Source organism: Pseudomonas sp. UMAB-08 (genome assembly GCF_900095225.1).
Lineage (GTDB): Bacteria > Pseudomonadota > Gammaproteobacteria > Pseudomonadales > Pseudomonadaceae > Aquipseudomonas.
The window spans coordinates 24,912-47,585 of sequence record NZ_LT607433.1 but is presented as its reverse complement, the minus strand read 5'-3'; the positions used below and the strand labels follow the sequence as shown (position 1 = coordinate 47,585).

26 protein-coding genes are annotated in these 22,674 nt (G+C 58.2%); 16 read left to right on the top strand and 10 right to left on the bottom strand.

Annotated elements, in window-relative coordinates:
- Positions 1-179: 179 nt before the first annotated feature.
- On the top strand, positions 180-533 hold the full coding sequence (locus K0F75_RS26350) for a PDC sensor domain-containing protein (protein WP_374029220.1): 354 nt from the start codon (positions 180-182) through the stop codon (positions 531-533).
- Positions 534-543: 10 nt separating this feature from the next.
- Here the strand turns inward: K0F75_RS26350 and K0F75_RS22865 are convergent, their stop codons facing one another.
- Entirely contained in the window at positions 544-885 is a 342-nt protein-coding gene (locus K0F75_RS22865) for an FKBP-type peptidyl-prolyl cis-trans isomerase (protein ID WP_219064238.1), read from the bottom strand.
- 523 nt (positions 886-1,408) lie between these two features.
- Between K0F75_RS22865 and K0F75_RS22860 the strand changes: the two genes are divergently transcribed.
- The 6 genes from K0F75_RS22860 (at position 1,409) to K0F75_RS22835 (ending at position 7,999) form a co-directional block, all read left to right on the top strand.
- Complete coding sequence (locus K0F75_RS22860) at positions 1,409-2,776, top strand: glutamine synthetase family protein (RefSeq protein ID WP_219064237.1); 1,368 nt, start codon at positions 1,409-1,411, stop codon at positions 2,774-2,776.
- Between the two features lie 207 nt (positions 2,777-2,983).
- Positions 2,984-4,633 (top strand): phosphoethanolamine transferase, encoded by a 1,650-nt coding sequence (locus K0F75_RS22855; protein ID WP_219064236.1) that lies wholly within the window; start codon positions 2,984-2,986, stop codon positions 4,631-4,633.
- A 74-nt stretch (positions 4,634-4,707) separates the two neighbouring features.
- On the top strand, positions 4,708-5,400 hold the full coding sequence (locus K0F75_RS22850; protein ID WP_219064235.1) for a class I SAM-dependent methyltransferase: 693 nt from the start codon (positions 4,708-4,710) through the stop codon (positions 5,398-5,400).
- Between the two features lie 129 nt (positions 5,401-5,529).
- Positions 5,530-6,663, top strand: coding sequence for a ribonuclease D (gene rnd, locus K0F75_RS22845; RefSeq protein ID WP_219064234.1), 1,134 nt, complete (start codon positions 5,530-5,532; stop codon positions 6,661-6,663).
- A complete protein-coding gene (locus K0F75_RS22840; RefSeq protein WP_219064233.1) occupies positions 6,660-6,953 on the top strand; it encodes a YcgL domain-containing protein in 294 nt (97 codons plus the stop codon). The genes rnd and K0F75_RS22840 overlap by 4 nt, the downstream gene beginning before the upstream one ends.
- 113 nt (positions 6,954-7,066) lie before the next feature.
- Positions 7,067-7,999: a D-2-hydroxyacid dehydrogenase gene (locus K0F75_RS22835; RefSeq protein WP_219064232.1), complete on the top strand. Its 933-nt coding sequence runs from the start codon at positions 7,067-7,069 to the stop codon at positions 7,997-7,999.
- Positions 8,000-8,076: 77 nt separating this feature from the next.
- Here the strand turns inward: K0F75_RS22835 and K0F75_RS22830 are convergent, their stop codons facing one another.
- Positions 8,077-8,670 (bottom strand): nitroreductase family protein, encoded by a 594-nt coding sequence (locus K0F75_RS22830; RefSeq protein WP_219064231.1) that lies wholly within the window; start codon positions 8,668-8,670, stop codon positions 8,077-8,079.
- A gap of 239 nt (positions 8,671-8,909) precedes the next feature.
- On the opposite strand from K0F75_RS22830, the gene K0F75_RS22825 reads away from it, so the two are divergent.
- Together K0F75_RS22825 and K0F75_RS22820 are read left to right on the top strand one after the other, a co-directional pair.
- Positions 8,910-9,359 (top strand): YcgN family cysteine cluster protein, encoded by a 450-nt coding sequence (locus K0F75_RS22825; protein ID WP_219064230.1) that lies wholly within the window; start codon positions 8,910-8,912, stop codon positions 9,357-9,359.
- Positions 9,360-9,391: 32 nt separating this feature from the next.
- Complete coding sequence (locus K0F75_RS22820) at positions 9,392-10,657, top strand: hypothetical protein (protein WP_257604469.1); 1,266 nt, start codon at positions 9,392-9,394, stop codon at positions 10,655-10,657.
- A 105-nt stretch (positions 10,658-10,762) separates the two neighbouring features.
- On the opposite strand, the gene K0F75_RS22815 is transcribed toward K0F75_RS22820, so the two are convergent.
- From K0F75_RS22815 to K0F75_RS22800, 4 genes are all read right to left on the bottom strand, one after another.
- Complete coding sequence (locus K0F75_RS22815; RefSeq protein WP_219064229.1) at positions 10,763-11,140, bottom strand: DUF2892 domain-containing protein; 378 nt, start codon at positions 11,138-11,140, stop codon at positions 10,763-10,765.
- 99 nt (positions 11,141-11,239) lie between these two features.
- A complete protein-coding gene (locus K0F75_RS22810) occupies positions 11,240-11,707 on the bottom strand; it encodes an RNA methyltransferase (protein ID WP_219064228.1) in 468 nt (155 codons plus the stop codon).
- An 89-nt stretch (positions 11,708-11,796) separates the two neighbouring features.
- Entirely contained in the window at positions 11,797-12,171 is a 375-nt protein-coding gene (locus K0F75_RS22805; RefSeq protein ID WP_219064227.1) for a YajD family HNH nuclease, read from the bottom strand.
- A 58-nt stretch (positions 12,172-12,229) separates the two neighbouring features.
- On the bottom strand, positions 12,230-12,916 hold the full coding sequence (locus K0F75_RS22800; RefSeq protein WP_219064226.1) for a spermidine synthase: 687 nt from the start codon (positions 12,914-12,916) through the stop codon (positions 12,230-12,232).
- Between the two features lie 97 nt (positions 12,917-13,013).
- Between K0F75_RS22800 and K0F75_RS22795 the strand changes: the two genes are divergently transcribed.
- Positions 13,014-13,322, top strand: a complete 309-nt coding sequence (locus tag K0F75_RS22795; protein ID WP_219064225.1) for a hypothetical protein — start codon at positions 13,014-13,016, stop codon at positions 13,320-13,322.
- A gap of 3 nt (positions 13,323-13,325) precedes the next feature.
- On the opposite strand, the gene K0F75_RS22790 is transcribed toward K0F75_RS22795, so the two are convergent.
- The gene (locus K0F75_RS22790) at positions 13,326-13,799 is read right to left on the bottom strand and encodes a Crp/Fnr family transcriptional regulator (RefSeq protein ID WP_219064224.1); all 474 of its coding nucleotides are present in this window, start codon (positions 13,797-13,799) and stop codon (positions 13,326-13,328) included.
- 77 nt (positions 13,800-13,876) lie between these two features.
- On the bottom strand, positions 13,877-15,952 hold the full coding sequence (locus K0F75_RS22785) for a S9 family peptidase (RefSeq protein WP_219064223.1): 2,076 nt from the start codon (positions 15,950-15,952) through the stop codon (positions 13,877-13,879).
- 153 nt (positions 15,953-16,105) lie between these two features.
- Here K0F75_RS22785 and K0F75_RS22780 point away from each other — a divergent pair, with 153 nt between their 5' ends.
- From K0F75_RS22780 to K0F75_RS22755, 6 genes are all read left to right on the top strand, one after another.
- A complete protein-coding gene (locus K0F75_RS22780; RefSeq protein WP_219064222.1) occupies positions 16,106-16,600 on the top strand; it encodes an MFS transporter in 495 nt (164 codons plus the stop codon).
- 84 nt (positions 16,601-16,684) lie between these two features.
- Positions 16,685-17,458: a class II glutamine amidotransferase gene (locus K0F75_RS22775; protein ID WP_219064221.1), complete on the top strand. Its 774-nt coding sequence runs from the start codon at positions 16,685-16,687 to the stop codon at positions 17,456-17,458.
- 13 nt (positions 17,459-17,471) lie between these two features.
- Positions 17,472-17,996, top strand: coding sequence for a DUF2937 family protein (locus tag K0F75_RS22770; protein WP_219064220.1), 525 nt, complete (start codon positions 17,472-17,474; stop codon positions 17,994-17,996).
- A gap of 174 nt (positions 17,997-18,170) precedes the next feature.
- A complete protein-coding gene (locus tag K0F75_RS22765; protein WP_219064219.1) occupies positions 18,171-18,923 on the top strand; it encodes a 5-oxoprolinase subunit PxpA in 753 nt (250 codons plus the stop codon).
- The gene (gene pxpB / locus K0F75_RS22760; protein ID WP_219064218.1) at positions 18,920-19,624 is read left to right on the top strand and encodes a 5-oxoprolinase subunit PxpB; all 705 of its coding nucleotides are present in this window, start codon (positions 18,920-18,922) and stop codon (positions 19,622-19,624) included. Before K0F75_RS22765 ends, pxpB begins: the two co-directional genes overlap by 4 nt.
- Positions 19,621-20,541: a biotin-dependent carboxyltransferase family protein gene (locus K0F75_RS22755; RefSeq protein ID WP_219064217.1), complete on the top strand. Its 921-nt coding sequence runs from the start codon at positions 19,621-19,623 to the stop codon at positions 20,539-20,541. The genes pxpB and K0F75_RS22755 overlap by 4 nt, the downstream gene beginning before the upstream one ends.
- Positions 20,542-20,601: 60 nt before the next feature.
- Here the strand turns inward: K0F75_RS22755 and K0F75_RS22750 are convergent, their stop codons facing one another.
- A complete protein-coding gene (locus K0F75_RS22750; protein ID WP_219064216.1) occupies positions 20,602-21,780 on the bottom strand; it encodes a VWA domain-containing protein in 1,179 nt (392 codons plus the stop codon).
- 21 nt (positions 21,781-21,801) lie between these two features.
- Entirely contained in the window at positions 21,802-22,647 is an 846-nt protein-coding gene (locus tag K0F75_RS22745) for a MoxR family ATPase (RefSeq protein WP_219064215.1), read from the bottom strand.
- Positions 22,648-22,674: the final 27 nt, after the last annotated feature.

Genomic DNA, 22,674 nt, shown 5'->3' with positions numbered 1-22,674 from the left:
CGATCAATCGCGATGTGCAGAACATTGCCGGGGTCGCCGCTGACCTGCTCAGCAAGGCGGGTCTGGTGCTCACCCACAGCGATGCCGTGCGCAAGAGTGGCGATCGTCTGCTCGACGGACTGGGTGGTTTTCGTCTGCAAATTCATAAAGAGGTGCAAGCCAGCGTCGAACGTCTGGCAATGGACGCGGCAATGCATGGCGACATCATCAGCGCAGAACGATTTATGCGCGACACGCTGCGGCATGATGCTCGTTTCGAATTGTTCTATCTGGTCGACAGAACCGGTGCGCAGGTCAGCGAAAACATTTCTGCCGAACAGCACGTCCAAAGTAAAAGCTACAAGGGCAGTAACTGGTCGCAGCGGCCCTGGTTCAGAGCGGTTGCCGAGCGCCTGAGCAGCCATATCACCCCGGTGTATCGTTCCTCGGCAACCGACGCGTTCTGTTTCACTGTTTCAGTGCCGATATTCGCCGCCAATGGTCAGCTTCAGCGGGTTCTGGCGGCGGACGTCAGGCTTTCGGCAATGATCTGAACGTCGCGCATTAATCATCCCGCGTCAGTACTTCCAGCAACTCAATGTCGAAAATCAGGTTTGAGTTCGGCTTGATGTGGGCGCCGACCTGCCTTTCGCCGTAGGCGAGGTGGGCAGGCACAAAGAGTTTGCGCTTGCCGCCGACTTTCATGCCCATTAATCCTTGATCCCAGCCTTTGATCACGCGTCCGGTGCCGATGACGCACTGGAAAGGTTTACCGCGATCATAGGAGGAGTCGAATGTGGTTCCGTCCTCCAGAAAGCCGTTGTACTGGGTGGTGATCAGGGCGCCTTTGACCACCGCCTTGCCGTCACCGAGTTGAATGTCCACGACCTGTAATTCGCTGCTCATCACGTACTCTCGTTCATTCGACAAACGCTGAAACGCTATCAACGCCTGTTCAGGAGGCGTGATCGTAGCCCACGGCGTTGCCCCATCAAAGCGAACTTGCCCCGTGGGGCATTTGACGAAGGGTGCGGAGGGCGAATGTTTAGTCCGCGTGTAACCAAGCATTGTTAAAACTGGATTGAATGACCTATAGCGCTGTGTGACGCTGCAACGCATCTATTGTCGGCGGCATTTTCTATGGATGGGTTGGGCGGAGGGATCAGGCATGGACTATCGGCTGATACAGCCGTGGCCTGCGTTCAGCCTCAACACCCCCTGCCGATGTCGGTGCCAGGCAGTTGCGCGCTCCCTTCCGAGTTGGACTTTTGGGCGTTGTGGCATTGTCGCCACGCGCGTCCACCGGATGGCTCTTTTTCGGGTTAAACCCTCATTCGCATTTGCCTGACGTTTTTCAACGTGCGGCAACGTGTGTGTTTACCACCTGGCAAGCGCTTGAGCGCGTGCCTGGACGGAAAAGTGAATCGCCATGAGTTTTGCTCCCCTGCAAGAAGCCCAGAGTTTTCTTGAGCTCAATCCCGATATCGAGATGTTCGAACTGTTCATCCTCGACAACAACGGCGTACCTCGCGGCAAGTTGCTGCACCGTGATGAATTACTCGCGGTGTATGAGAGCGGCCGGCCGCTGCCAAGCACGATTCTTGGCCTGACCATCAACGGTGAAGACGTTGAAAACTCCGGGCTGGTCTGGGACGTGGGCGATATCGATTGCCGCGCTTATCCAGTGTCCGGCAGCCTGCAGCGCATGCCCTGGCGGCAGATTCCCACGGCGGCGGTGCAGGTCAGCATGCACCCGGAGCAAGGTATGCCGGCATCGGTGGCGGACCCGCGCCGCCTGTTGGTCAAGGTTATTGATGGGCTCAGGGCTGACGGGTATTACCCGGTGATGGCGGCGGAGCTTGAGTTTTATCTGCTTGATCGCCAGCGTGACAGCAATGGCCGTCCGCAGCCGCACCGCGATGTAGATGGCGGTCGGCCTGTGGCGACTCAGGTGTACGGCTTACGCGAACTGGAGCAGATCGAGCCATTTCTCGCCGATCTTTACAGCGCCTGCAAGTTGCAAGGGATTCCGGCGCGCACGGCAATCTCCGAATATGCGCCGGGGCAAGTAGAGATCACCCTTGAGCACCGTGCCGATGCGTTGCAGGCGATGGACGAAGCGGTCCGTTACAAGCGATTGGTCAAAGGCATCGCGCACAAGCACGGAATGATTGCCTGTTTCATGGCCAAGCCGTTCGATGATCTGGCGGGCACCGGCATGCACATGCACGTCAGTCTCGCGGACGAGCAGGGCAACAACCTGTTCGCCAGCGAGGCTGCTGACGGCACGCCACTGTTGCGCCATGCCGTGGGCGGGATGCTCACGACGCTGCTTGATTCGTTATTGCTGTTCTGCCCGAACGCCAACTCTTATCGTCGTTTCCAGACCAACAGCTATGCACCGTTGGCGGCGAATTGGGGGGTAGACAATCGCACGGTCAGCCTGCGCGTACCGGGCGGTCCAGCGTACACACGGCATATCGAGCACCGTATCTGTGGCGCCGATGCCAATCCCTACCTGGCGGCGGCCGCGATTCTGGCGGGTATCCATGTGGGTATCCGCCAGCAACTGGACCCCGGTGCACCGGTCGAAGGCAATGGTTATGCGCAGGCCGCGCAATTATTGCCGACAGACTGGCTGACGACTTTACGCGCGCTGGAAGCCTCTGGCTGGGCGCGGGATGTATTTGGCAGTGAGTTTTTGCAGGTCTATCTCGCCGTCAAACATGCCGAGTATCGGCAGTTCATGGGTGAAGTCGGCGAGCAGGATTGGCGCTGGTATTTACATCAGGCTTAGGCCGCCAAGTGTAGCCAGTAGGCATGCTGAACGAAGACTCTGGCCTGTCATGGTTTCTTGTCCTACAGGAAAAGAAACCATCCGGACCCCTTCGTTCGCATCCTTTTCACAAAAAATTGATGCTTGATTGAGTAGAATTTACTGAGTCGGAGGTGGCCAGTGACCGGGTTTGTTTCGACGTATTTTAAATTTTATTAAGCAGACCTCATGCTGAACGTCAAAGCTGTACGCCCTGAACTTGTCACCCTGCTTGCCAGCTGTTTTTTGCTGTTCGGGTTCAACGTAACCCTGTGGCAGCACCTTTTTGCAATCACGGACGCCGACTGGAAAGGCATCGCCATGCGCGTTGCCTTTGGCGTCATGGTGTTCTGCATTTTTAATATCGTATTGACGTTTTTGGCGTTCAAACGTGTATTGAAGCCCGTCTTGATATTCTTGTTTTTGGTCAGTTCCAGCGTGGCTTATTTCATGAGTCAGTACGGCGTCATGATCGACACCGGAATGCTGCGAAACTTTGCCGAAACCAATGCCACTGAAGTGCGTGACTTGCTCTCGGTGAAGATGGCTGTGTATATCGTTTTGTTGGGTGTCGTGCCGTCTTTGATCCTCTGGAAAACCACGATCAACTACCGTCGCTGGCACCATGAACTGATCAGTAAAGCCGTGGTCACGGTGGCCTGCGCCGGGCTGATTGGCGTGGTCGCGATGGCGAACTATCAGGGCTTGTCGTCCTTGTTTCGCAATCACCACGAACTGCGTTTGATGGTAGTGCCGAGCAATTATATCGGTGCCTCGGTGGGGTACTTGCGTGAGCAGGTCGTTTCGGCGCAACGCCCGTTCGTGAAAATCGGCGAAGATGCCAAACGATCAACCGGCTGGGACCTGCACACCCGTAAATCATTGACAGTTCTGGTGGTGGGGGAGAGTGCGCGAGCCGAGAATTTCGGGATCCTTGGCTACGACCGCGATACAACACCGCAGCTTCAGAAAGAGAAGGGTGTGATTGCCTTCAGCGACGTACATTCTTGCGGTACCGAGACAGCCGTGTCGGTGCCCTGCATGTTTTCCAACATGGAGCGCAAGGACTACAACGCCAGCAAGGCCAAGAATCAAGAGGGCATGCTTGATGTGCTCAAGCATGCCGGGCTGAACGTCGTCTGGCGCGACAACCAGTCAGGCTGCAAAGGTACCTGTGATCGAGTCACCGTCCAGGACGTGAGCAAGCTCAAAGACCCCGTGCTGTGTGCCAATAACGAATGCCGCGACGAAATCCTTCTGCAGGGCCTGCAACAGTTTATCGATAACCTGGATCAGGACACGGTCCTGGTGCTTCATCAAATGGGCAGTCACGGTCCCGAGTATTTCAAACGCTACCCCAAGGCGTTTGAAAAATTCACCCCGGTATGCGAAAGCAACGCCCTGAATAATTGCAGCCGTGAAAGCATCGTTAACGGTTACGACAATACCTTGTTGTACACCGACCATGTCCTGGCCAGCTTGATCGATATCCTGCGCAGCAATCAGGGCAAGGTGGATACCGCCATGCTGTACATGTCCGATCACGGCGAGTCATTGGGTGAGTACAACTTGTACCTGCACGGCACGCCCTATCTGCTGGCGCCGGACCAACAGAAACATGTGCCGATGGTGGCCTGGTTTTCTGAGGCTTATCAGCGCGCGTTTTCGCTCAATGCGAACTGTTTGCTGCAACAGCGAAATGTGCCCTTGAGTCAAGACAACCTGTTTCACTCCATGCTCGGCTTGTTGCAGGTCAACAGCACCGTCTACGACCCCGGCCTTGATATGTTCGCGGGCTGTCGTGGCGTGATGACAGACGGTGTGTTGGCCAGTCAATAGCGTCGTGATGGATACCTTTGTTTTTGGCTTTTTGGCCGTTTATCTGCTGATCATTTAAAAAGAGTCTGCTGGCCATGTCTGCGCAACCACCCTCACCCATTGATCGTGAATTTTCCAGGCGGCGCGAGCATGAGCTCGCTCGGCACTCTCTGGAAAAACACCCTCTTGGGTTTTCAGGACGACTGGCCCATTGGCGTGATGAGCAATTGGCCCGGCACGCCTTGAAGGTGGCTGGCGACCCTGGGTTGGTTCTGGCCCTGCCCAGTGATGCAGGCCGTTTCTGGCCGGTACTGACCGAACATACCAATCGGGTGGTCCTGGCAGCGGACAACTCCTTGGAGATGCTTGCCATCGCCGAGGCCAGCTTTCCAGCTGAAAAGCTTAAACGGATCAAGACCTTTCAAACATCGCCGCTTTCTATCGACCTGTCAGCCAATGCGGTGGACTGCATTTTCTGCATGCGCCTGTTTCATCATGTCGCTGACAGTGAGCAACGCTCGGCAATCCTGCGTGAATTCCATAGGGTGACCCGTGACACCGTTATTGTGTCCTTGTGGGTGGATGGCAACATCAAGGCCTGGCGGCGCAAGCGTTTAGAGCGTGGCCGTGCGAGTACTGAGCCGACAGTCTCGAGGATGAATCGCTTTGTCGTAAGCAGGGGCGCTATAGAAGCTGAGTTCGAACAGGCAGGTTTCCAGATCCTCGGCCATCATGATGTTCTGCCCGGCTATGCGATGTGGCGGGTTTATGTGTTGCGTAAGTCATAAGTTTTAGCCCGATCATCGGTCGGGCTTTCCTCGCTGTATCGCAGGAAGTTGTTCAAGACTTGCAGTGCAGATGCGCGGTAATCGGTGAGGGCGATATATACTGCGCGCCATTCTTCAAGGGAGAGCCGTGTGGCCATTGATATTCACTGGATTCGCGACGACGCCAGCCTCGCCCAACATTGCCTCGAATGGCAGTCATTGCCCTTTGTCGCCCTCGACACCGAATTCATGCGGGTCGACACGTTTTACCCGATTGCCGCGCTGTTGCAGATCGGTGATGGTGCTCGCGCCTACCTGATCGATCCGTTGCTGATCAACGACTGGCGGCCAATGTGCGCGCTGCTCGAAAACCCCGCCGTGATAAAAGTGGTCCACGCCTGCAGTGAAGACCTGGAAGTACTCCTGCGTCTGACCGGCAGTCTGCCTGCGCCGTTGTTCGACACGCAGTTGGCTGCCGCGTACTTGAATCTCGGGTTTTCCATGGGCTATTCACGTCTGGTTCAGGAAGTGCTGGGGATCGACTTGCCCAAGGGCGAAACCCGTTCCGACTGGTTGCAACGTCCATTGTCCGAGACTCAGATCAGCTACGCCGCGGAAGATGCAGTGCATCTGGCTGAGGTCTACAGCATCCTGCAGCCCAAGCTGTCCGAAGAGAAACATGCCTGGCTGCTTGATGACGGTGCGGAATTGGTCGCCAATCTGCGCCGCGAAACCGATCCTGACGAGCTTTACCGTGAAGCCAAGCTGGCGTGGAAGTTGTCCCGCTCGCAGCTGGCGGTGCTGCGCGAGTTGTGTGCCTGGCGCGAGCGTGAGGCGCGGGCCCGCAACTTGCCGCGTAATCGGGTTATTCGCGAGCACTCACTGTGGCCCTTGGCCAAGACCCAGCCGGACAACCTTTCCGCGTTGGCAAAAATTGAAGATATTCATCCCAAAACCGTGCGGCAGGACGGTGAGTTTCTGATCGATCTGATCAAGAAGTCCGCCAGCCTGCCTCCGGAGCAGTGGCCACAAGCGTTGCCCGAGCCATTGCCTATCGAAGCAGCAGCGGTCCTGAAAACGTTACGTGTTATCGGCCAGCAACAAGCAGAACGGCTGAACATGGCCCCTGAACTGATGCTGCGCAAAAAGACCCTGGAAGCGTTGCTGAAAAGCGGCTATCCCAACGGTCCCTATCAATTGCCTGATTCGCTGCGTGGCTGGCGCCGCGAGCTGATGGGCCAAGCGCTGCTCGACAGCCTTGCCTCTGCTGGAGAACAGCCTTGAAACGTATTTGCTCCATTTATAGAAGCCCGCGTAAAAACGAGATGTACCTGTATGTGCTCAAAAGTGATGCACTCAAAAAGGTGCCGGCAGACTTGCTGATCGCTTTCGGGCCACCGACCCATACGTTCGATCTGGTGCTTAGCCCCGAGCGCAAGTTGTCCCGCGAGGACATCAATCAAGTGCTTGAGAATCTCGACAAGCAGGGCTATCACCTGCAAATGCCACCAGCAGAAGACGAGTACATCGAGCATCTTCCCGAAGAGCTGCTGCGCCGTAACGATCCTCTGTAAAGAGCTCTCGTTCGACACGTTGGCGCAGTGGACTGCTTCTTGAGTGCGACTGATATTGATGGGGGCTGCCCCCCGTCGACAGACGCATGTTCTGTTTTTAAAGGTTTTGAGCCATGCGCGTTCTGATTGCTGAACACGATTACCCCCTTTACACCCAATTGCTGGGCCAGATTGCACCCGACCTGGAAGTCATGAGTACCGGCGATTCGGCAGAGCTGTCTCGAATGGCCGCAGACTGCCCGGTCTGGCTGGGTCAGCCGGACCTGCTGGCCACCCTCTTGCGCCAGGGGCATACCCCGCAGTGGCTGCAATCGACATGGGCCGGGATTACTCCGTTACTGGCTGAAGGTCTGCCGCGGGAATACCGGTTGACCCGTGCCGTGGGCATCTTCGGTCAGGTCATGGCCGAGTTTGTGCTGACTTACATGCTGGGCCATGAGCGTGAAGTGCTGGCGCGGCTCGTTAGCCAGGTCGAGCGCAAATGGGATAACCGATTGGGCCAGAGTCTGGCCGGGCGCAAGGCGTTGATCGTCGGCGCTGGCGATATCGGCCAGAGCGTGGCGCAGTTCCTGCTGCCGTTCGGGGTTGAGTTGTATGGCATTGCTTCTGCGCCGCGTACCCAGGCACCGTTCGTTGAAGTCGGCGCTCTGACGGATCTGGATCGTCTGGTCGGCGAAGTGGATTACGTTATCAACCTGCTGCCGAACACACCGGAAACCCACGACCTGTTCGATGTGAAACTGTTCGCCAAATTCAAGCCCACAGGCGTGTTCATCAACGTCGGGCGTGGTGTGGCGGTGGTCGATGCGGATCTGGTCGAAGCGTTGAAGGAAGGGCATTTGGCGGGCGCGGTGATCGATGTCTGCCGTCAGGAGCCATTGCCGCAACGCCATCCATTCTGGACGGCCTGGGGCTTACTGCTGACCGGACACAGCTCGGCGCCTACTTCGCCTGCGGCGATGGTCCGGCTGTTTGTCGATAACGTGCGGGCGTTTCAGGCGGGAGAGGCGTTGCGCGGAGAAGTGGACTTTTCCAGAGGTTACTAGGGCGCTGCGCAATTGTGTGAGAGCGAATGTATTCGCTCTCACACAGCCTGCACAAGTATCGGCAATCGGCAATCGGCTTACAGGCTGAAATCGCCTTCGGCTGCCAGCTCCGACAGCGGACGGCGCGGGCTTGGTGTTTCCCGGGCTTGCAGGTATTCCGCCAGGGTCGATTTGTCGCCGAGTTTGCCAATAGCAATCGCCGCGTGCAGGGCATAGCCCTCAGGGATCTTCAATTCTTTGCGGGTCAGTTCCTGATCGAAGCCGGCCATGCCATGCGTGTGCCAGCCGCTCAGGCTGGCTTGCAGGGCGAGGTGGCCCCAGGCTGAACCGGTGTCGAAGGTGTGCCACAGGGCCGGGGTTTCTTCCGTGGCGCCGGGCGCGGTAAAGGTGGTTTTCGAGATCACGATCACCAGTGCCGATGCGTGCTGTGCCCAGCCACGGTTGAATTCATTGAGCAGGCCGAGGAAGCGTTCCCAGTTTGGCGTGTCGCGGCGAGCGTACAGGAAGCGCCAAGGCTGCGAGTTATAGGCCGACGGCGCCCAGCGTGCGGCTTCAAAAAAGCTCAGCAGGGTTTCCTCGGGAATGGCCTCGCCGGTAAAGGCGCGGGGCGACCAACGGTCAGTAAATTGTGGGTCGATCGGGTAATCGGCGATGCGGGGATTAATGCTCATGAATTTCCTGGCTAAATGACAAAGAAACAGACAACTCGGCAAGGCGCTCATCAGGCCTTGTCGGGCATGGCGAGATGGGCCGTGGACGGCAGGCATCGTCGAAATCAGGTTGATAAAATTACTTTGCTGGCCGACATCTGACAAGTCCGGCCTTACCGACAGTCGCCAGCGCTTGGCCCGCGCCTCTCGTGCCACTAGACTGGCGGCCTTTCATTCTTTGATGCTGATTGCCCAAACCCATGGCCGCTAAAGTCGAACCTTTCTGGATACGCAAAACCCTCGAACAACTCGATCAAGACGAGTGGGAGTCGCTGTGTGATGGCTGCGGTCTGTGCTGTCTGCAAAAACTCGAAGATGAAGAGGACAACAGCGTCTATTACACGCGCATCGCCTGCAAGTTGCTGGACCTGAAAACCTGCCAATGCACCGATTACAGCAACCGTCGTGCGTCAGTGCCGGACTGCATTCAATTGACGCCCGGCCAGGCTGATGAATTCAAGTGGCTACCACCGACCTGCGGCTACCGCCTGGTCAGCGAAGGCAAGGATCTGCCGCTCTGGCACCACTTGGTGTGCGGTGATCGCGACGCGGTCCACCATGAGCGTATCTCTCAGTCCGGGCGCATGCTCAGCGAGAACAGCGTGTCCGAAGACGATTGGGAAGAGCACCTGATTTTCCGTGCAGGCTGACGTCGTCATGTTCAACAAGGAGTCGTAAGCCTGTGCGTTACCCACTGCCGTTGTCCTTGCTGTTGTTGCTGTCCTTGCTGGTGAGCACGCCGTTGCTGGCGGCGAAGAATGTTGATCTGGATTACTACGTCAAACTACTGCCCCAGAGCGATCAGGCTGAAGTGCGCCTGACCCTGTCGAAGGGCGAGGCGGTGCGCAGTCTTGATTTTGATCTGGGTAACAAGGGTGACTACAGTGCTTTCAAGGCTGACGGCGAGTGGCGGATCAATACCGGGCAACCGGCAGGCAGCCAACGCGGGGTTTGGAGACCGACCAGCGGCAAGGCAAGCCTGACCTATCGCGTGCGCATCAGCCATGCACACGCGCCTGTAAGTCCGGTCTCGAGCAAGGTCGTGAGTTTCGACACACGGATGACCCCGAACTGGGCGTTGATGCGCGGCGAGGACCTGGTACCTCCGGCCCGACTGGATCAGCAGGACGGCACCCAACTGGTCTCACGCCTTGAATTCGAACTGCCCAGCGGCTGGATCAGTGTCGAAACCGCTTGGCCACGCATTGGCAAAAACCGCTTTCGGATCGACAACGTTTCGCGCTTGTTTGATCGCCCCACAGGTTGGATGTTGGCCGGTACCTTGGGCAGCCGCCGTACCCGTTTGGGCGAAACCGATGTCACGGTGACCGCCCCGCAGGGCCAGGGCATGAGGCGAATGGACGTGTTGACGATGCTGACGTTCGTGTGGCCGCAACTGCAAGCGGTGTTTCCGCGTAATCCGCCCAAGCTGGTGGTGGTGGGGGCTGCTGACCCGATGTGGCGCGGGGCGACGGCGGGCAATAACTCCATTTACCTCAACAGCACCCGGCCGGTGGTCAGCGAAAGCGGGACCAGCCCGTTGGTGCGCGAATTGGTTCATGTGTTCAGCCGGATCAATGACAACCAGCGCAGCGAATGGATCGGCGATGGCTTGGCCGAGTATTACGCCATCGAGCTGATGCGCCGTGCCGGGGGCATGAGTGAGGATCGTTATCAAACCGTACAAACGAATCTGACCAAGGTCAGCCGTAAGGTGACGACCCTGCGCGGCGAGCGCATCAACGCGGCGACCGTCGCTCGGGCTGTGCTGCTATTGCAGGAACTGGACCGCGAAATTCGCCAGCAGACCCGCAACGAAAAGTCGCTGGATAACGTCAGCCAGGGCTTGATGCGCCTCGATACCGTGAGCACCAAAGAATTCATCCAGCTCAGTGAAAGCGTGATCGGTGGGCCATCCACGGTGTTGGCGAGCGGGTTGTTGCAGTAGCGGCGTTGCGGCCCTTCGCATAAATTCGCTCCACCAGAGCAGGAGCTCCGAGGGAGTGAATTTATTCGCGATGACGGCGGAAAGTCAGGCGCAACAAGGGTGGAATCAGACCCCGGCTTTCGAGCTCTTCAACGAATCATTGCCTGTCACCACCGCCGCTTCAGTCGCAACCTCTGCATTGGTTTTCAGCTGGCTCAGCTTTGCGCCGACGCGTTCGATGCGTGAACGGGCTTTGTTCATGTCGCTGCGGCTCTGTTCAATTAGGGTTTTTGCCCCGCAGTGGCCGGTGATCCCGCGAGCCAGCACCGCACCGCCAATGGCCAGCTGGACCAGGCCCAAAAAGCCGCCACGACGCAGACCCTTGCCCATCATCAGTACGCCACCTGCCAAAGAAGCCGCGCGCTCCCAGCCGTGCACATTTTGCTGGGGCTGAGTGTCGAAAGGGGCGGAGTCAATGCGTTCGCTGCCTGGGATGTCGCTCATGATCGTTCTCCATGATGAGATGAGGTGAGTTCATTAAAACTGACTGCCCCCGGACACAACTGTTCAATCGGGAGGGGCGTCATCGGTCGCCGGGTGGATTCAGAACTTGGGGCCAGACCGGGTGTTATTGCCTTTGGCCATGCGGTCATACAACACCACATTGACGGTGGCAGCCAGGTTCATGCAGCCCGTGGTGGGGATGTACACCACGTCTTCGCACCAGTCACGGATGCTTTTATCCAACGTACCGTCTTCAGGGCCGAAGATGTAAATAGCGCGATCCGGGTGAGTGTATTCAGGCAGCGAGCGGGCGCCCTCGACCAGTTCCACGGCGACCGGGACGCAGCCCAGAGGCAGGATTTTCTTCAGATCGTCGATGCCGATCAGCGGAATGTCTTGATGGACTTTTTTGGTGTCGGTGATGAAGTCACGGGCGCGCTCATAGCGTTTGCCGGTGTAGAACACCGACGCCACGCCGTAGCAACCAGCCGCACGCATCACCGAACCGACGTTTTCCGGAGATTTCGGGTTATACAAACCAATGCAGCTGTACCGTTTATTCGCCACGTGCCGGTGCTCTTGAAGGAAAGCTGGCGATTATACGGCATAGATGATCGTTCCCACGCAGAGGGTGGGGCACGATCATCGTTTACAGGCTACTCGTCTTTCTTCATCAACCCCGCCAGGGCGGCGAAAGGGTTGTGGGTGGCTTTGGCAATCTTCGGGCTGCTGGTCGAGCCTTCGGAGAAGTACTGCTGATCGGTGTACCGCGAGTGTTCATTGTCGTGGCAGTACAGGCACAGCAGCTCCCAGTTGGAGCCGTCCTGGGGGTTGTTGTCGTGGTTGTGGTCGCGGTGGTGCACGGTCAATTCGCTCAGGCGCTTGCCTGCGAACTCACGGGCACAGCGGCCGCAAACATGGGGGTACATCTTTAACGCTTTGTCGCGATAACCCATCTCACGGTCGCGCTGGTTGTCGGCCAGAATGCGGTCCAGCTTGGCGGTGTGGGAGGGTGGGTTGGCCGAACTCATGGGTTTCACCTGTTTTACTGATCGGTAATGGATGCAAGTCTAGCGCTTTGCCGCGCGATCAGCCTTTGAGTTTTTCCGCGATCCAGATGGTGTGCCGGGTGCCCTTGTTACCGTGGGCGAACACCTGCACCTCTTCAGCCTTGAAACCGGCTTTGCGCAGCTTGTCGGAAAACTTCTGGTCCGCGCTGGCCGACCACACGGCCAGAATGCCTTTGGGCCGTAGCGCCTGGGCGCAGGCGCTAAGGCCGCCAGACGAATAGAGCCAGCTGTTGGACTTCTGCGTCAGCCCTTCAGGGCCGTTATCGACGTCAAGCATGATCGCGTCGAAGCCCTGGGGCTCGCTCTTGAGCACTTGGGCGACATCCTGAACGACAATTTTAGCCCGGGGATCGAGCAATGGATTGCCCGACTTCTCCCCCAGCGGCCCGCGATTCCACTCGACCACGCCAGGCACCAGTTCGGCGACCACGACTTCAGCGTTTTTGCCCAGGTGCTTGAGCGCGGAGGCCAGGGTAAAACCCATGCCCAATCCGCCAATCAACACCCGTGGAAGTACGCGATGGGTGACTTTTTTGCAGGGGATTTCGGCGAGCGCATCTTCGGAACCGTGCATGCGCGTGTTCATCAACTGGCCGCCATCGCCGCCCTGAATTTTGATCACGAAATCTTCGCCGTACTCGAACAGGCACAAGGCACCGCCGTTATCGGGAATCGGAGTGGTGTCGAGCAGAACGAAACGTTTCATTGAGAACTCATTGAAAGACAGCTTTTTGAGAGGGCAACTTTGCCACGCAAGGAGTAGCCTGAGCTTGACGAAAATTGCTTGGCATCGGAGGCCATTGATGAAGCGCTCTATTCTAACGGCGATTGTCCTGGCGACGCTCTCGGTAACTGCCGTTTGTGCAGACAATCTGCAACCTGTTCCCACGACACCGGCCCCCGGTTCGCCGGGTACAGCAACGCCGACGCCTTATCCACAAGTGATGCCGCCCAGCATCCCCCGAGCGGGTGGGAACGAAGGCAATGCGCCGTTGCTGCCAAAAATCGAAATGCCGCGCCCGCCCAAGGACCAGTCGTTGCCAGGTCTTGAGCAAAACGGCAAACACCTGGAAGACTCATCGCAAAAAGACAGCGCGCAAAAAAGTCTGTAGCGATCAGACCTGCTGTGAAAGCAGTTGTCCGTCGACCATGCGCAGGCGTTTGGACAACGCGACGGCAATCGAACGAATGATTTTTGCGGCAATTCTGGGTGCGTCGTTGAGCATTTTATCCAGCGAGTCCTTGCCCAGATTCAGCAAGCAGCAAGGGGTGGCCGCGATGCAACTGGCTGAGCGGCGTTCACCGTCAAGCACCGCCATTTCACCGAACGCGCGACCTTTACGCAGGTTGGCGATCTCGATCGATTGCCCATCATTGTTGAGTTTGCGCACCGAGACCGTGCCTGAATGGATGATGCACATGAAGCTGCCGGCATCGCCTTCCTTAAATATTTCCTGACCTTGCTCGATGGTGCTGATGCTGAAATAGCCCGCTGCCGCCTGAAAGTCGGCAGGCAGCAAGGTATTGAACAGACCGCAGTCCATCAGCATGTCGCGGATTTCATTGTTCAGGGAGGTGGGTTCTGACATGGCTCGACAGTCTTGTTTGTGGTTGGAGAAGGGGGCGATGGAAAGGGCCTGCGATGCAGACCCTCTTCTAAGACCCATCAAACGACGGGAGTTCCCTCGGTCAGTAGCAGTACTTTTAAAACAAACGCGTATTCCAGCGCCACGTCGCGTAGTCCTTGATAACGACCGCTCATGCCTCCGTGCCCTGCACCCAGCTCGGTCCTGAGCAGCAACAGATTGTCGTCGGTCTTGTTGGCGCGCAATTTTGCCACCCACTTGGCCGCTTCCCAATATTGCACGCGGGTGTCGTTGTAACCGGCAATCACCAGGGTCGCCGGGTAGGGTTGGGCGCTGACGTTTTCATACGGCGCGTACCCCTTGATGCGCTCGTACACGTCTGCTTCCTCCGGGTTGCCCCATTCGTCGTATTCCGTGACGGTCAGCGGCAGGTCTGGATCGAGCATGGTGTTCAGCACATCGACAAACGGTACTTCGGCAATCGCCGCCTTGAACAACTCCGGGCGCTGATTAAGTACCGCGCCGATCAACAAACCACCCGCGCTGCCGCCACTGATGATTAATTGCCCGGCTGTGGTCAGGCCGTTGTCGATCAGATGTTCGGCGCAGGCAATGAAGTCGCCGAAGGTGTTGTGCTTGTTTTCTTGCTTGCCGTCGCGATACCAGGCTTCGCCCAATTCGCCGCCACCCCGCACGTGGGCAATGGCGAACGCGATACCGCGATCTAGCAGGCTCAAGCGCGCATGGGAGAACCACGGATCGAGGCTTTCGCCATAAGCGCCGTAGCCATAGAGGTATAGGGGCGTCGAGGTGCCCTGGAGTTCTCGCTTGACCACCAGGCTGATCGGCACCTGCGTGCCATCGGCCGCAGTTGCCCACAGGCGTTGGCTGACGTAGGCGTCGGGATCGAACAGGCCGAGCACCGGAGTTTCCTTGAGCACCACTTGCTCGCCCGTGGCCAGGGCCAATTGGCGCACCTGTGCCGGGCGATTGAGCGATTGATAACGCAGGCGAATCGTGTCGCTCTTGAACTCGAGTGTGTCCTGCACATACAGGCTGTACGCGGCATCGGGCAATTGCACACGATAAGACGGCAGACCTTGGGGATGCACTTCAATGATAGGCAGACCGCCTTCGCGCAAACTCAGGCTCATGCCTTTGGCATTGAGGCTCAACCCTTCAAGCATCACCGTGTCGCGATGAGCGATCAGGGTTTGCCAGTCTTCACGGGAGGGTGCGCCGCTGGCTTTTTCAGCCGCCTGATACAGGGCGAAGTTGATACCGCTTTGGTTGCTGCGGATCAGCCAGTTCCATGCGCCATCGATTTGGCCGTGGTCCGGGAAGTACTCATGACCTTCGACGCGCGGCGCCATGCAGACAAACGCCTGATCGGGCTTTTCTGCGTCCAGCACCCAGGCCTCGCTGGTGGTTTTGCTGCTGAGTAACAGTACCAACTGCCGCTCGGAACTGGTGCGGTAGCAATTGAGGAAGAAGCGCCCGTCCGGTTCGTTGAACACCAGGTCCGCCGAGTCGTTGCCCAGGTGATGGCGATAAAGTTTATGCGGGCGATGGGTGTCATCCAGTTCGCCAAAGAACAGCGTCTGGCTGTCGTTGGCCCAGGTCATGCTGCCATCGCAATCCTCGAAGGGCAGGTGGGTGACCTGGCCGCTGCTCAGCTCTTTGACGTAGAGCTGGTAGACCTCTTCGCCATTGGTGTCGAGGCTGTAGGCCAGGCGCTGATGGTCGGGGCTGATGCTGAAAGCGCCCATCGAGAAAAAACCGCCAGCGGCCAGTACGTTGGGGTCGAGCAACAATTGTTGCTGCTGTTCATCGACGTGCAGCGAGTCGTCCGCCGGACGCGGGCAGCGGTAGTGCCGTGCGTATTCGTCGCCCTCGGTGGTGCGCGTGTAATACAAAAACGGGCCCCAGGGCGAGGGCAGGGACAGATCGGTTTCGAGAATGCGGCCCTTGATCTCCTGGAACAGGGTTTCGCGCAGGGCATCCTGATCGGCCAATTGCGTGTGCAGGTAATCGTTCTCGGCTTTGAGGTAGTCCAGAACCTCTTCGGTGTCGCGGTTGTGCAACCACGCATAAGGGTCGGAACCCGTGTCTTTACGAGCGATCGGCGCGGTGGAGCGGGTGGCGGATGAAGGCATGCGGGGCTCTCTATAAAAATAATCGGGCCGTGAAAGACCTTGATTCAGCCGAGGATTGCCGCTGGGTGGCAACCGATTACTGACGCCGGGGAGGCCGGGTCAGTGAAAAGCCGTTATCATAAGCGCCTCTTTGCCTGGCTTACCACGAACGTCATGACCGAGAACGATTATCTAACCGCCTGGGGCCTTTACGCTTTCGCTGCGCTGGGCTGCCTGTGGGTGTGGTTCAAGCTGACCGGCTGGATGTGGCGCTGGCTGCGCGAGCCGTTGCGAGTCCTGGGTGCGGTCTTGCTGTTCAGTCCGACCATTATTGACCCGGTGAAGGAAAAATTCGCCCCGGCAGTCGCAATCACCGCGCTGGATCTGGCCTTCAAGGTCGGCAGCAACGTCTGGCGGGCGGTGTCGGACCTGGCCATGTACACCATGATTGCCTTTGGCCTGTACCTTCTTTTTGTGCTGGTGCGCTGGCCGCTGGAAAAACGCCGCAAAGCCCGTCAGCCTCAGGCCGGGACCGAGCCGCCTACCCCTGCACAGAGCGACGATGACGAACCCTTTGCTCCGGTTGACGATGATCGTTATGGACGCAACCCCGCAGCGGCTCCCGGCAACAGCGCTAGCAGCCGTATACGGGTTGAACCGCGCCTGTAGAACTTCCGCTTCGTTGGCAAATGCGCCTCGCTTTGAGGCCGGCGCGACCTGCATTGCTGAACGCATTGAAGCGAGAGTTTAAGCATGTGTGAATTACTGGGCATGAGCGCCAACGTACCGACCGATATCGTGTTCAGCTTTACCGGGCTGATTCAACGGGGTGGACGTACAGGTCCGCATCGGGATGGTTGGGGCATCGCTTTTTACGAAGGGCGTGGCCTGCGTCTGTTCCAGGACCCGGCCGCGAGCAGCGAGTCGGAAGTCGCGCTGTTGGTGCAGCGCTACCCGATCAAAAGCGAAGTGGTCATTGGTCATATCCGTCAGGCCAATGTCGGCAAGGTCTGCTTGTCCAACACTCATCCATTCGTCCGTGAATTGTGGGGCCGCAATTGGTGCTTCGCCCATAACGGCCAGTTGGCGCAATTCAATCCCCGCGCAACGTTCTACCGGCCGGTAGGCGATACCGACAGCGAGGCGGCCTTCTGTGATCTGCTCAACCGGGTCCGTGAAGCCTTTCCCGAGCCGGTCGAGATCGAGCAGTTGCTGCCTTCGTTGGTCGAAGCCTGTGCCGAATATCGTAGCAAAGGTGTATTCAATTGCCTGCTGAGCGATGGTGACTGGCTGTTCTGTTTCTGTTCGAGCAAGCTGGCGCACATCACTCGGCGTGCGCCGTTCGGCCCGGCTCGCCTGAAGGATGTCGATGTGATCGTCGATTTTCAGGCAGAAACCACCCCCAATGACGTGGTGACGGTGATCGCCACCGAACCGTTGACCGAAAACGAGACCTGGACGCGTTACGAGCCGGGGGAATGGAGCTTGTGGCGCCGCGGCGAGTGCGTGGTCCAAGGCCGAACCTGAAAGAGAGGGATCTATGCTGCGAAGCTATCTGCGATTGGTATTGTTCACGGTGGGCCTGTTGCTCGGTGTGCAGATTCCGGGATTCATCAGCGATTACAGCAAGCGCGTGGAAGCGCACTTGATCGAGGCGCAGCAAAGCCTCAAGGGTTACTCCGACACTGCCGAACGCTTCTTCAAGGGCGACTTACAGGCGCTGGTTGCGCATTACCGCAGCAGTGAAGACCCGGTATTTCGCAGTGATGCCGACAGCCTCAACCAATTGCTGACCCGCAATCAGTTGCTCGACCGCGAGTGGCAGGCCTTGCAGGGCCCTTGGTACGCCAAGGCCTGGCATGTGGTCTCTGCCGCCAATCCCGACATTCGCCGGGAGACTTTCAATGCGTACACGTACCAAGTCCTGCTGGTCCCGGAAGTCATCGCCTGGGGTATCGTCTGCGCCTTGCTGCTGGCGCTGGTGGTGGAGAGCTTCTTCCTGCTGATCGGCTGGGTGATCAATGGCGGACGGCGCAAGCCGGTGCTGAATCGGGATCTGCGCTAAACCCTTTCGCGTCATCGGCTTGTCAGGCAGCAAAGGCCTGCCTGACAAGCCCCATCACTTTTTCTTATCCCGGCACCTTGGTTTTATTCGTTGGACGCCCTGTCCGATTACACTCAAAAATGTGCTCTACAGAGGCCAGTTCCTCAAAACTTCAACGCACACAGGACATTCCCTATGGGCCGCCTGTTATTGAATTGCGATATGGGTGAGAGCTACGGCGCGTGGACCATGGGTCTCGACGCTGAAGTGATGCCGTTTATCGACTGCGCCAATATCGCCTGCGGCTTCCATGCCGGTGATCCGGGGATCATGCGAAAAACGGTGAGCCTGGCCTTGGCCCATGACGTCATGATCGGTGCTCACCCGGCGTACCCGGATCTGGTGGGGTTTGGTCGGCGCTCAATGGCCTGTACCCCGGCTGAAATCCAGGACTTGCTGCACTATCAAATCGGTGCGCTGGACGGCATTTGCCGGGTACAAGGTGGCCGCGTTCGCTACGTCAAACCCCATGGGGCGATGTACAACGACATGATGGCCGACCCCGAGCAGTTGCGTGCCGTGATCCAGGCCATCGCCCGCTACGATGCGCAATTGCCGCTGATGCTGATGGCCACTCGCGACAACAGTGCCGCGCAAGTGCTGGCTGATGAATTCGGCGTGCAGTTGTGGTTCGAAGCCTTTGCCGACCGCGCCTACGACAGCGCCGGGCGCCTGGTGTCACGGCAACTGCCGGGCGCCGTGCACCATGACCCTGAAGTCATCATCGCCCAGGCCCTCACGCTCTCCCGTGGTGAACCCTTGCGTGCCAGCGATGGCAGCGATCTGCACCTGAAGGCCGATACCCTGTGTGTGCATGGCGATAACACCAGTTCGGTGAGCGCCGTACAGCGCATCCGCCAGGCGTTGGGTGAGCAATCAGCGTCATGAGGTTGCGCATAGAAGTGGTGGCCATCGATTGTTTGATGGTGCGTCTGTTCGATGCCATCGACGAAGCCAATATGCCGTGGATGCTTGCTGCCAGTGCACGTTTGCGTGAGAGCTTCGCCAGCCATTTGATTGATCTGGTGCCGTCCTACACCACCTTGATGGTCCATTACGACCTGACCCGGTTGAATCCGGATCAGGCTCGGGAATTGATTCATCAGGCGCTGGCCGATCTGGCGCCTGATCCGCAGGCCATTGGCAAACGCCATGTGCTACCGGTCTGGTATGACCTGAGCGTGGGCCCGGAGCTGACGTTGTTGGCCAAGCGCAGCGGCTTGAGCATCAGCGAGGTCATTGCGCGTCACAGCGAGCGCGACTATCAGGTGTTTGCCCTGGGTTTCGCGCCAGGGTTCGCGTTTATGGGGCTGGTCGAAGAAACCCTCGCCGCGCCACGCTTGAATACGCCGCGTAAGCGTGTGGCTGCCGGTAGCGTGGGCATCGCCGAGCGCCAGACAGCCGCCTACCCCGTGGTGTCGCCGGGGGGCTGGAACCTGATCGGCCGTACCCCCAGCAAGTTGTTCGATCGCCAGCGCGAGGGTTACAGCTTGATGCAACCGGGTGACCGTGTGTGCTTTACCGCCGTCGATCATGCCGAGTTCGTGCGCCTGGGCGGCGATGACACCCCGTTGGAGGTGCAGGCATGAGGGCTTTATTGATCGAAGCCAGCACCCCTTTGTGCCTGCTCCAGGATGCCGGACGTTTTGGTGTTCGTCATTTGGGCGTGACCCAAGGCGGGGCGGCAGATTGGGTCTCGATGTCCTGGGCGAACAAACTGCTGGGCAATCCGCTGGACGCGGCGGTGATTGAGGTGACGCTGGGCGGCTTGACCCTGATCGCCGAACAGGATTGTTGTCTGGCGCTGGCGGGTGCCGATCTTGGCGCGATGCTCGACAGTCGGCCTCTGGCACCCTGGCGCAGTTTTTTCATGCGCAAGGGCGAGCGGTTACGCTTTACCCAACCGATTCTGGGTGCGCGAGCCTACTTGGCGGCGCCCGGCGGTTTCGATGCGCCACCGGTGCTCGGCAGTTGCGCTACGGTGGTGCGCGAAGAATTGGGCGGGCTGGATGGAATGGGCAAGGCGTTGGCCAAAGGGGATCACCTGTCTTACGCCGGTTCGGCGTTCGTCCTGGATGCTCTGCCGGATCATTTGATCCCCGACCTCAACCTGAACAGTCCATTGGACGTCGTGCTCGGCGCACAAATTGGCCAGTTCAGCGGCCTGAGCCTGTTCGATGCCTTCAACAGCGAGTGGACCCTCGACAGCCGTGCCGACCGGATGGGCATTCGTCTGCTGGGACCGGAACTGGTTTACCAAGGCGCGCCGCTGATCTCCGAAGGCATCCCGCTGGGCGCGATTCAGGTGCCGCCTGACGGGCAACCGATTGTGCTGCTCAATGACCGGCAAACCATCGGCGGGTACCCAAGGCTTGGGGCGTTGACTCCGCTGTCATTGGCCCGACTGGCGCAATGCCTGCCGGGTGCACCTGTCCGGCTCAAGCCGATTGTGCAGGCAACAGCGCATCAGCAGCATGTGGCGTATGTGCAGCGTTTTCAGGGTTGAGGGTGAAAGTAATGGCCGCTTCGCGAATGAATTTACGAGGTGGCCATTACTGTCAGGCAGCTATTTCGCCAAAAACCGCATGCCTTCTTCCAGCCCACGCAAGGTCAGCGGGAACATCTGGTCGTCGATCAGATCGCGCACGATGTTGGTCGAGGCGGTGTAGTTCCAGGTGTCTTTGGGGTAGGGGTTGATCCAGATGAGCTTCTTGTATTTCTCCTTGAAGCGCTGCATCCACAGATAACCCGGCTCTTCGTTCCAGTGCTCTACACTGCCACCCGCCTGGGTGATTTCGTAGGGCGCCATGGCCGCGTCGCCGATAAAGATCACTTTGTAATCGCCACCGTATTTGTTCAGCAAGTCCTGGGTGGCGGTGCGCTCCGCGCCACGGCGCAAGTTGTTCTTCCACACCGACTCATAAATGAAGTTATGGAAGTAGAAATACTCCAGGTGTTTGAACTCGGTCTTGCACGCCGAGAACAGCTCTTCGCAGGTTTTGACGTGAGCATCCATTGAGCCGCCGATGTCGAACAGCAGCAACAACTTGATGGTGTTGCGCCGTTCCGGGCGCATCTGAATGTTCAGCAGGCCCGCATCACGGGCGGTGTGGTCGATGGTGCCGTCGATGTCGAGCTCTTCAGCGGCGCCTTGACGGGCGAATTTACGCAAGCGGCGCAGCGCAATCTTGATGTTGCGCGTGCCCAACTCGACCTGATCGTCGAGGTTCCGGTACTCGCGCTGGTCCCAGACCTTGACTGCTTTGCCTTGGCGCTTGCCAGCATCACCTACGCGGATACCTTCCGGGTTGAAGCCGCCTGAGCCGAATGGGCTGGTGCCGCCTGTGCCGATCCACTTGTTGCCGCCCGCGTGGCGTTCTTTTTGCTCTTCAAGGCGTTTCTTGAATTCTTCGATCAGCTTGTCCAGGCCACCCAGGGTCTGGATCTGCGCGCGTTCTTCGTCGGTCAAGGAGCGTTCGAATTCCTTGCGCAGCCAATCTTCAGGGATCAGCGCCTGCAGATGATCATCGAGCTTTTCCAGGCCGTTGAAGTAGGCGCCGAACGCCCGGTCGAACTTGTCGAAGTGGCGTTCATCCTTGACCAGAATAGTGCGGGCGAGAAAGTAGAACTCGTCCATGTCAGCGAAGGTGACCCGCTGTTTCAGCGCATTGATCAGATCGAGCAGCTCGCGCACCGACACCGGCACCTTGGCTGCACGCATTTCATTGAACAGGTTGAGCAGCATGGCAATCGCCCTTATTCGTGCTTAGCGGTTGCCGCGACGGCTCATGAACGCCAGGCGCTCAAGCAATTGCACGTCCTGCTCATTCTTGACCAAGGCTCCGGCCAGCGGCGGGATCGCCTTGGTGGGGTCGCGCTCGCGCAGCACCGCTTCGCCGATGTTGTCGGCCATCAGCAGTTTCAGCCAGTCGACCAGTTCCGATGTGGACGGCTTTTTCTTCAGCCCGGGGACTTTGCGCACGTCGAAGAACACATCGAGGGCTTCGCTGACCAGATCCTTTTTGATGTTCGGGTAATGCACATCGACAATCTTTTGCAGGGTGACGCGGTCCGGGAAGGCGATGTAGTGAAAGAAGCAACGACGCAGGAACGCGTCAGGCAGTTCTTTTTCGTTGTTCGACGTAATGATGATGATCGGGCGTACTTTCGCTTTGATCGTTTCATCGATCTCGTACACATAGAACTCCATCTTGTCGAGTTCTTGCAGCAGGTCGTTAGGGAACTCGATGTCGGCCTTGTCGATCTCATCGATCAGCAGGATGACCCGCTCTTCGGCCTCGAAGGCTTCCCACAGCTTGCCCTTCTTCAGGTAGTTACGTACGTCGTGGACTTTATCCACACCCAACTGCGAATCACGCAAACGGCTGACGGCGTCGTACTCGTACAGGCCCTGATGCGCCTTGGTGGTGGATTTGATGTGCCAGGTAATCAACCGTGCGCCGAAGGACTCGGCCAGTTGTTCGGCCAACATGGTTTTACCGGTGCCAGGCTCGCCTTTGACCAGCAGTGGCCGCTCCAGAGTGATAGCAGCGTTGACCGCGAGCTTCAGGTCGTCAGTGGCGACGTATGCGCTGGTGCCTTCGAACTTCATCTAAAAATCCTCGAACGGTATCGCCTG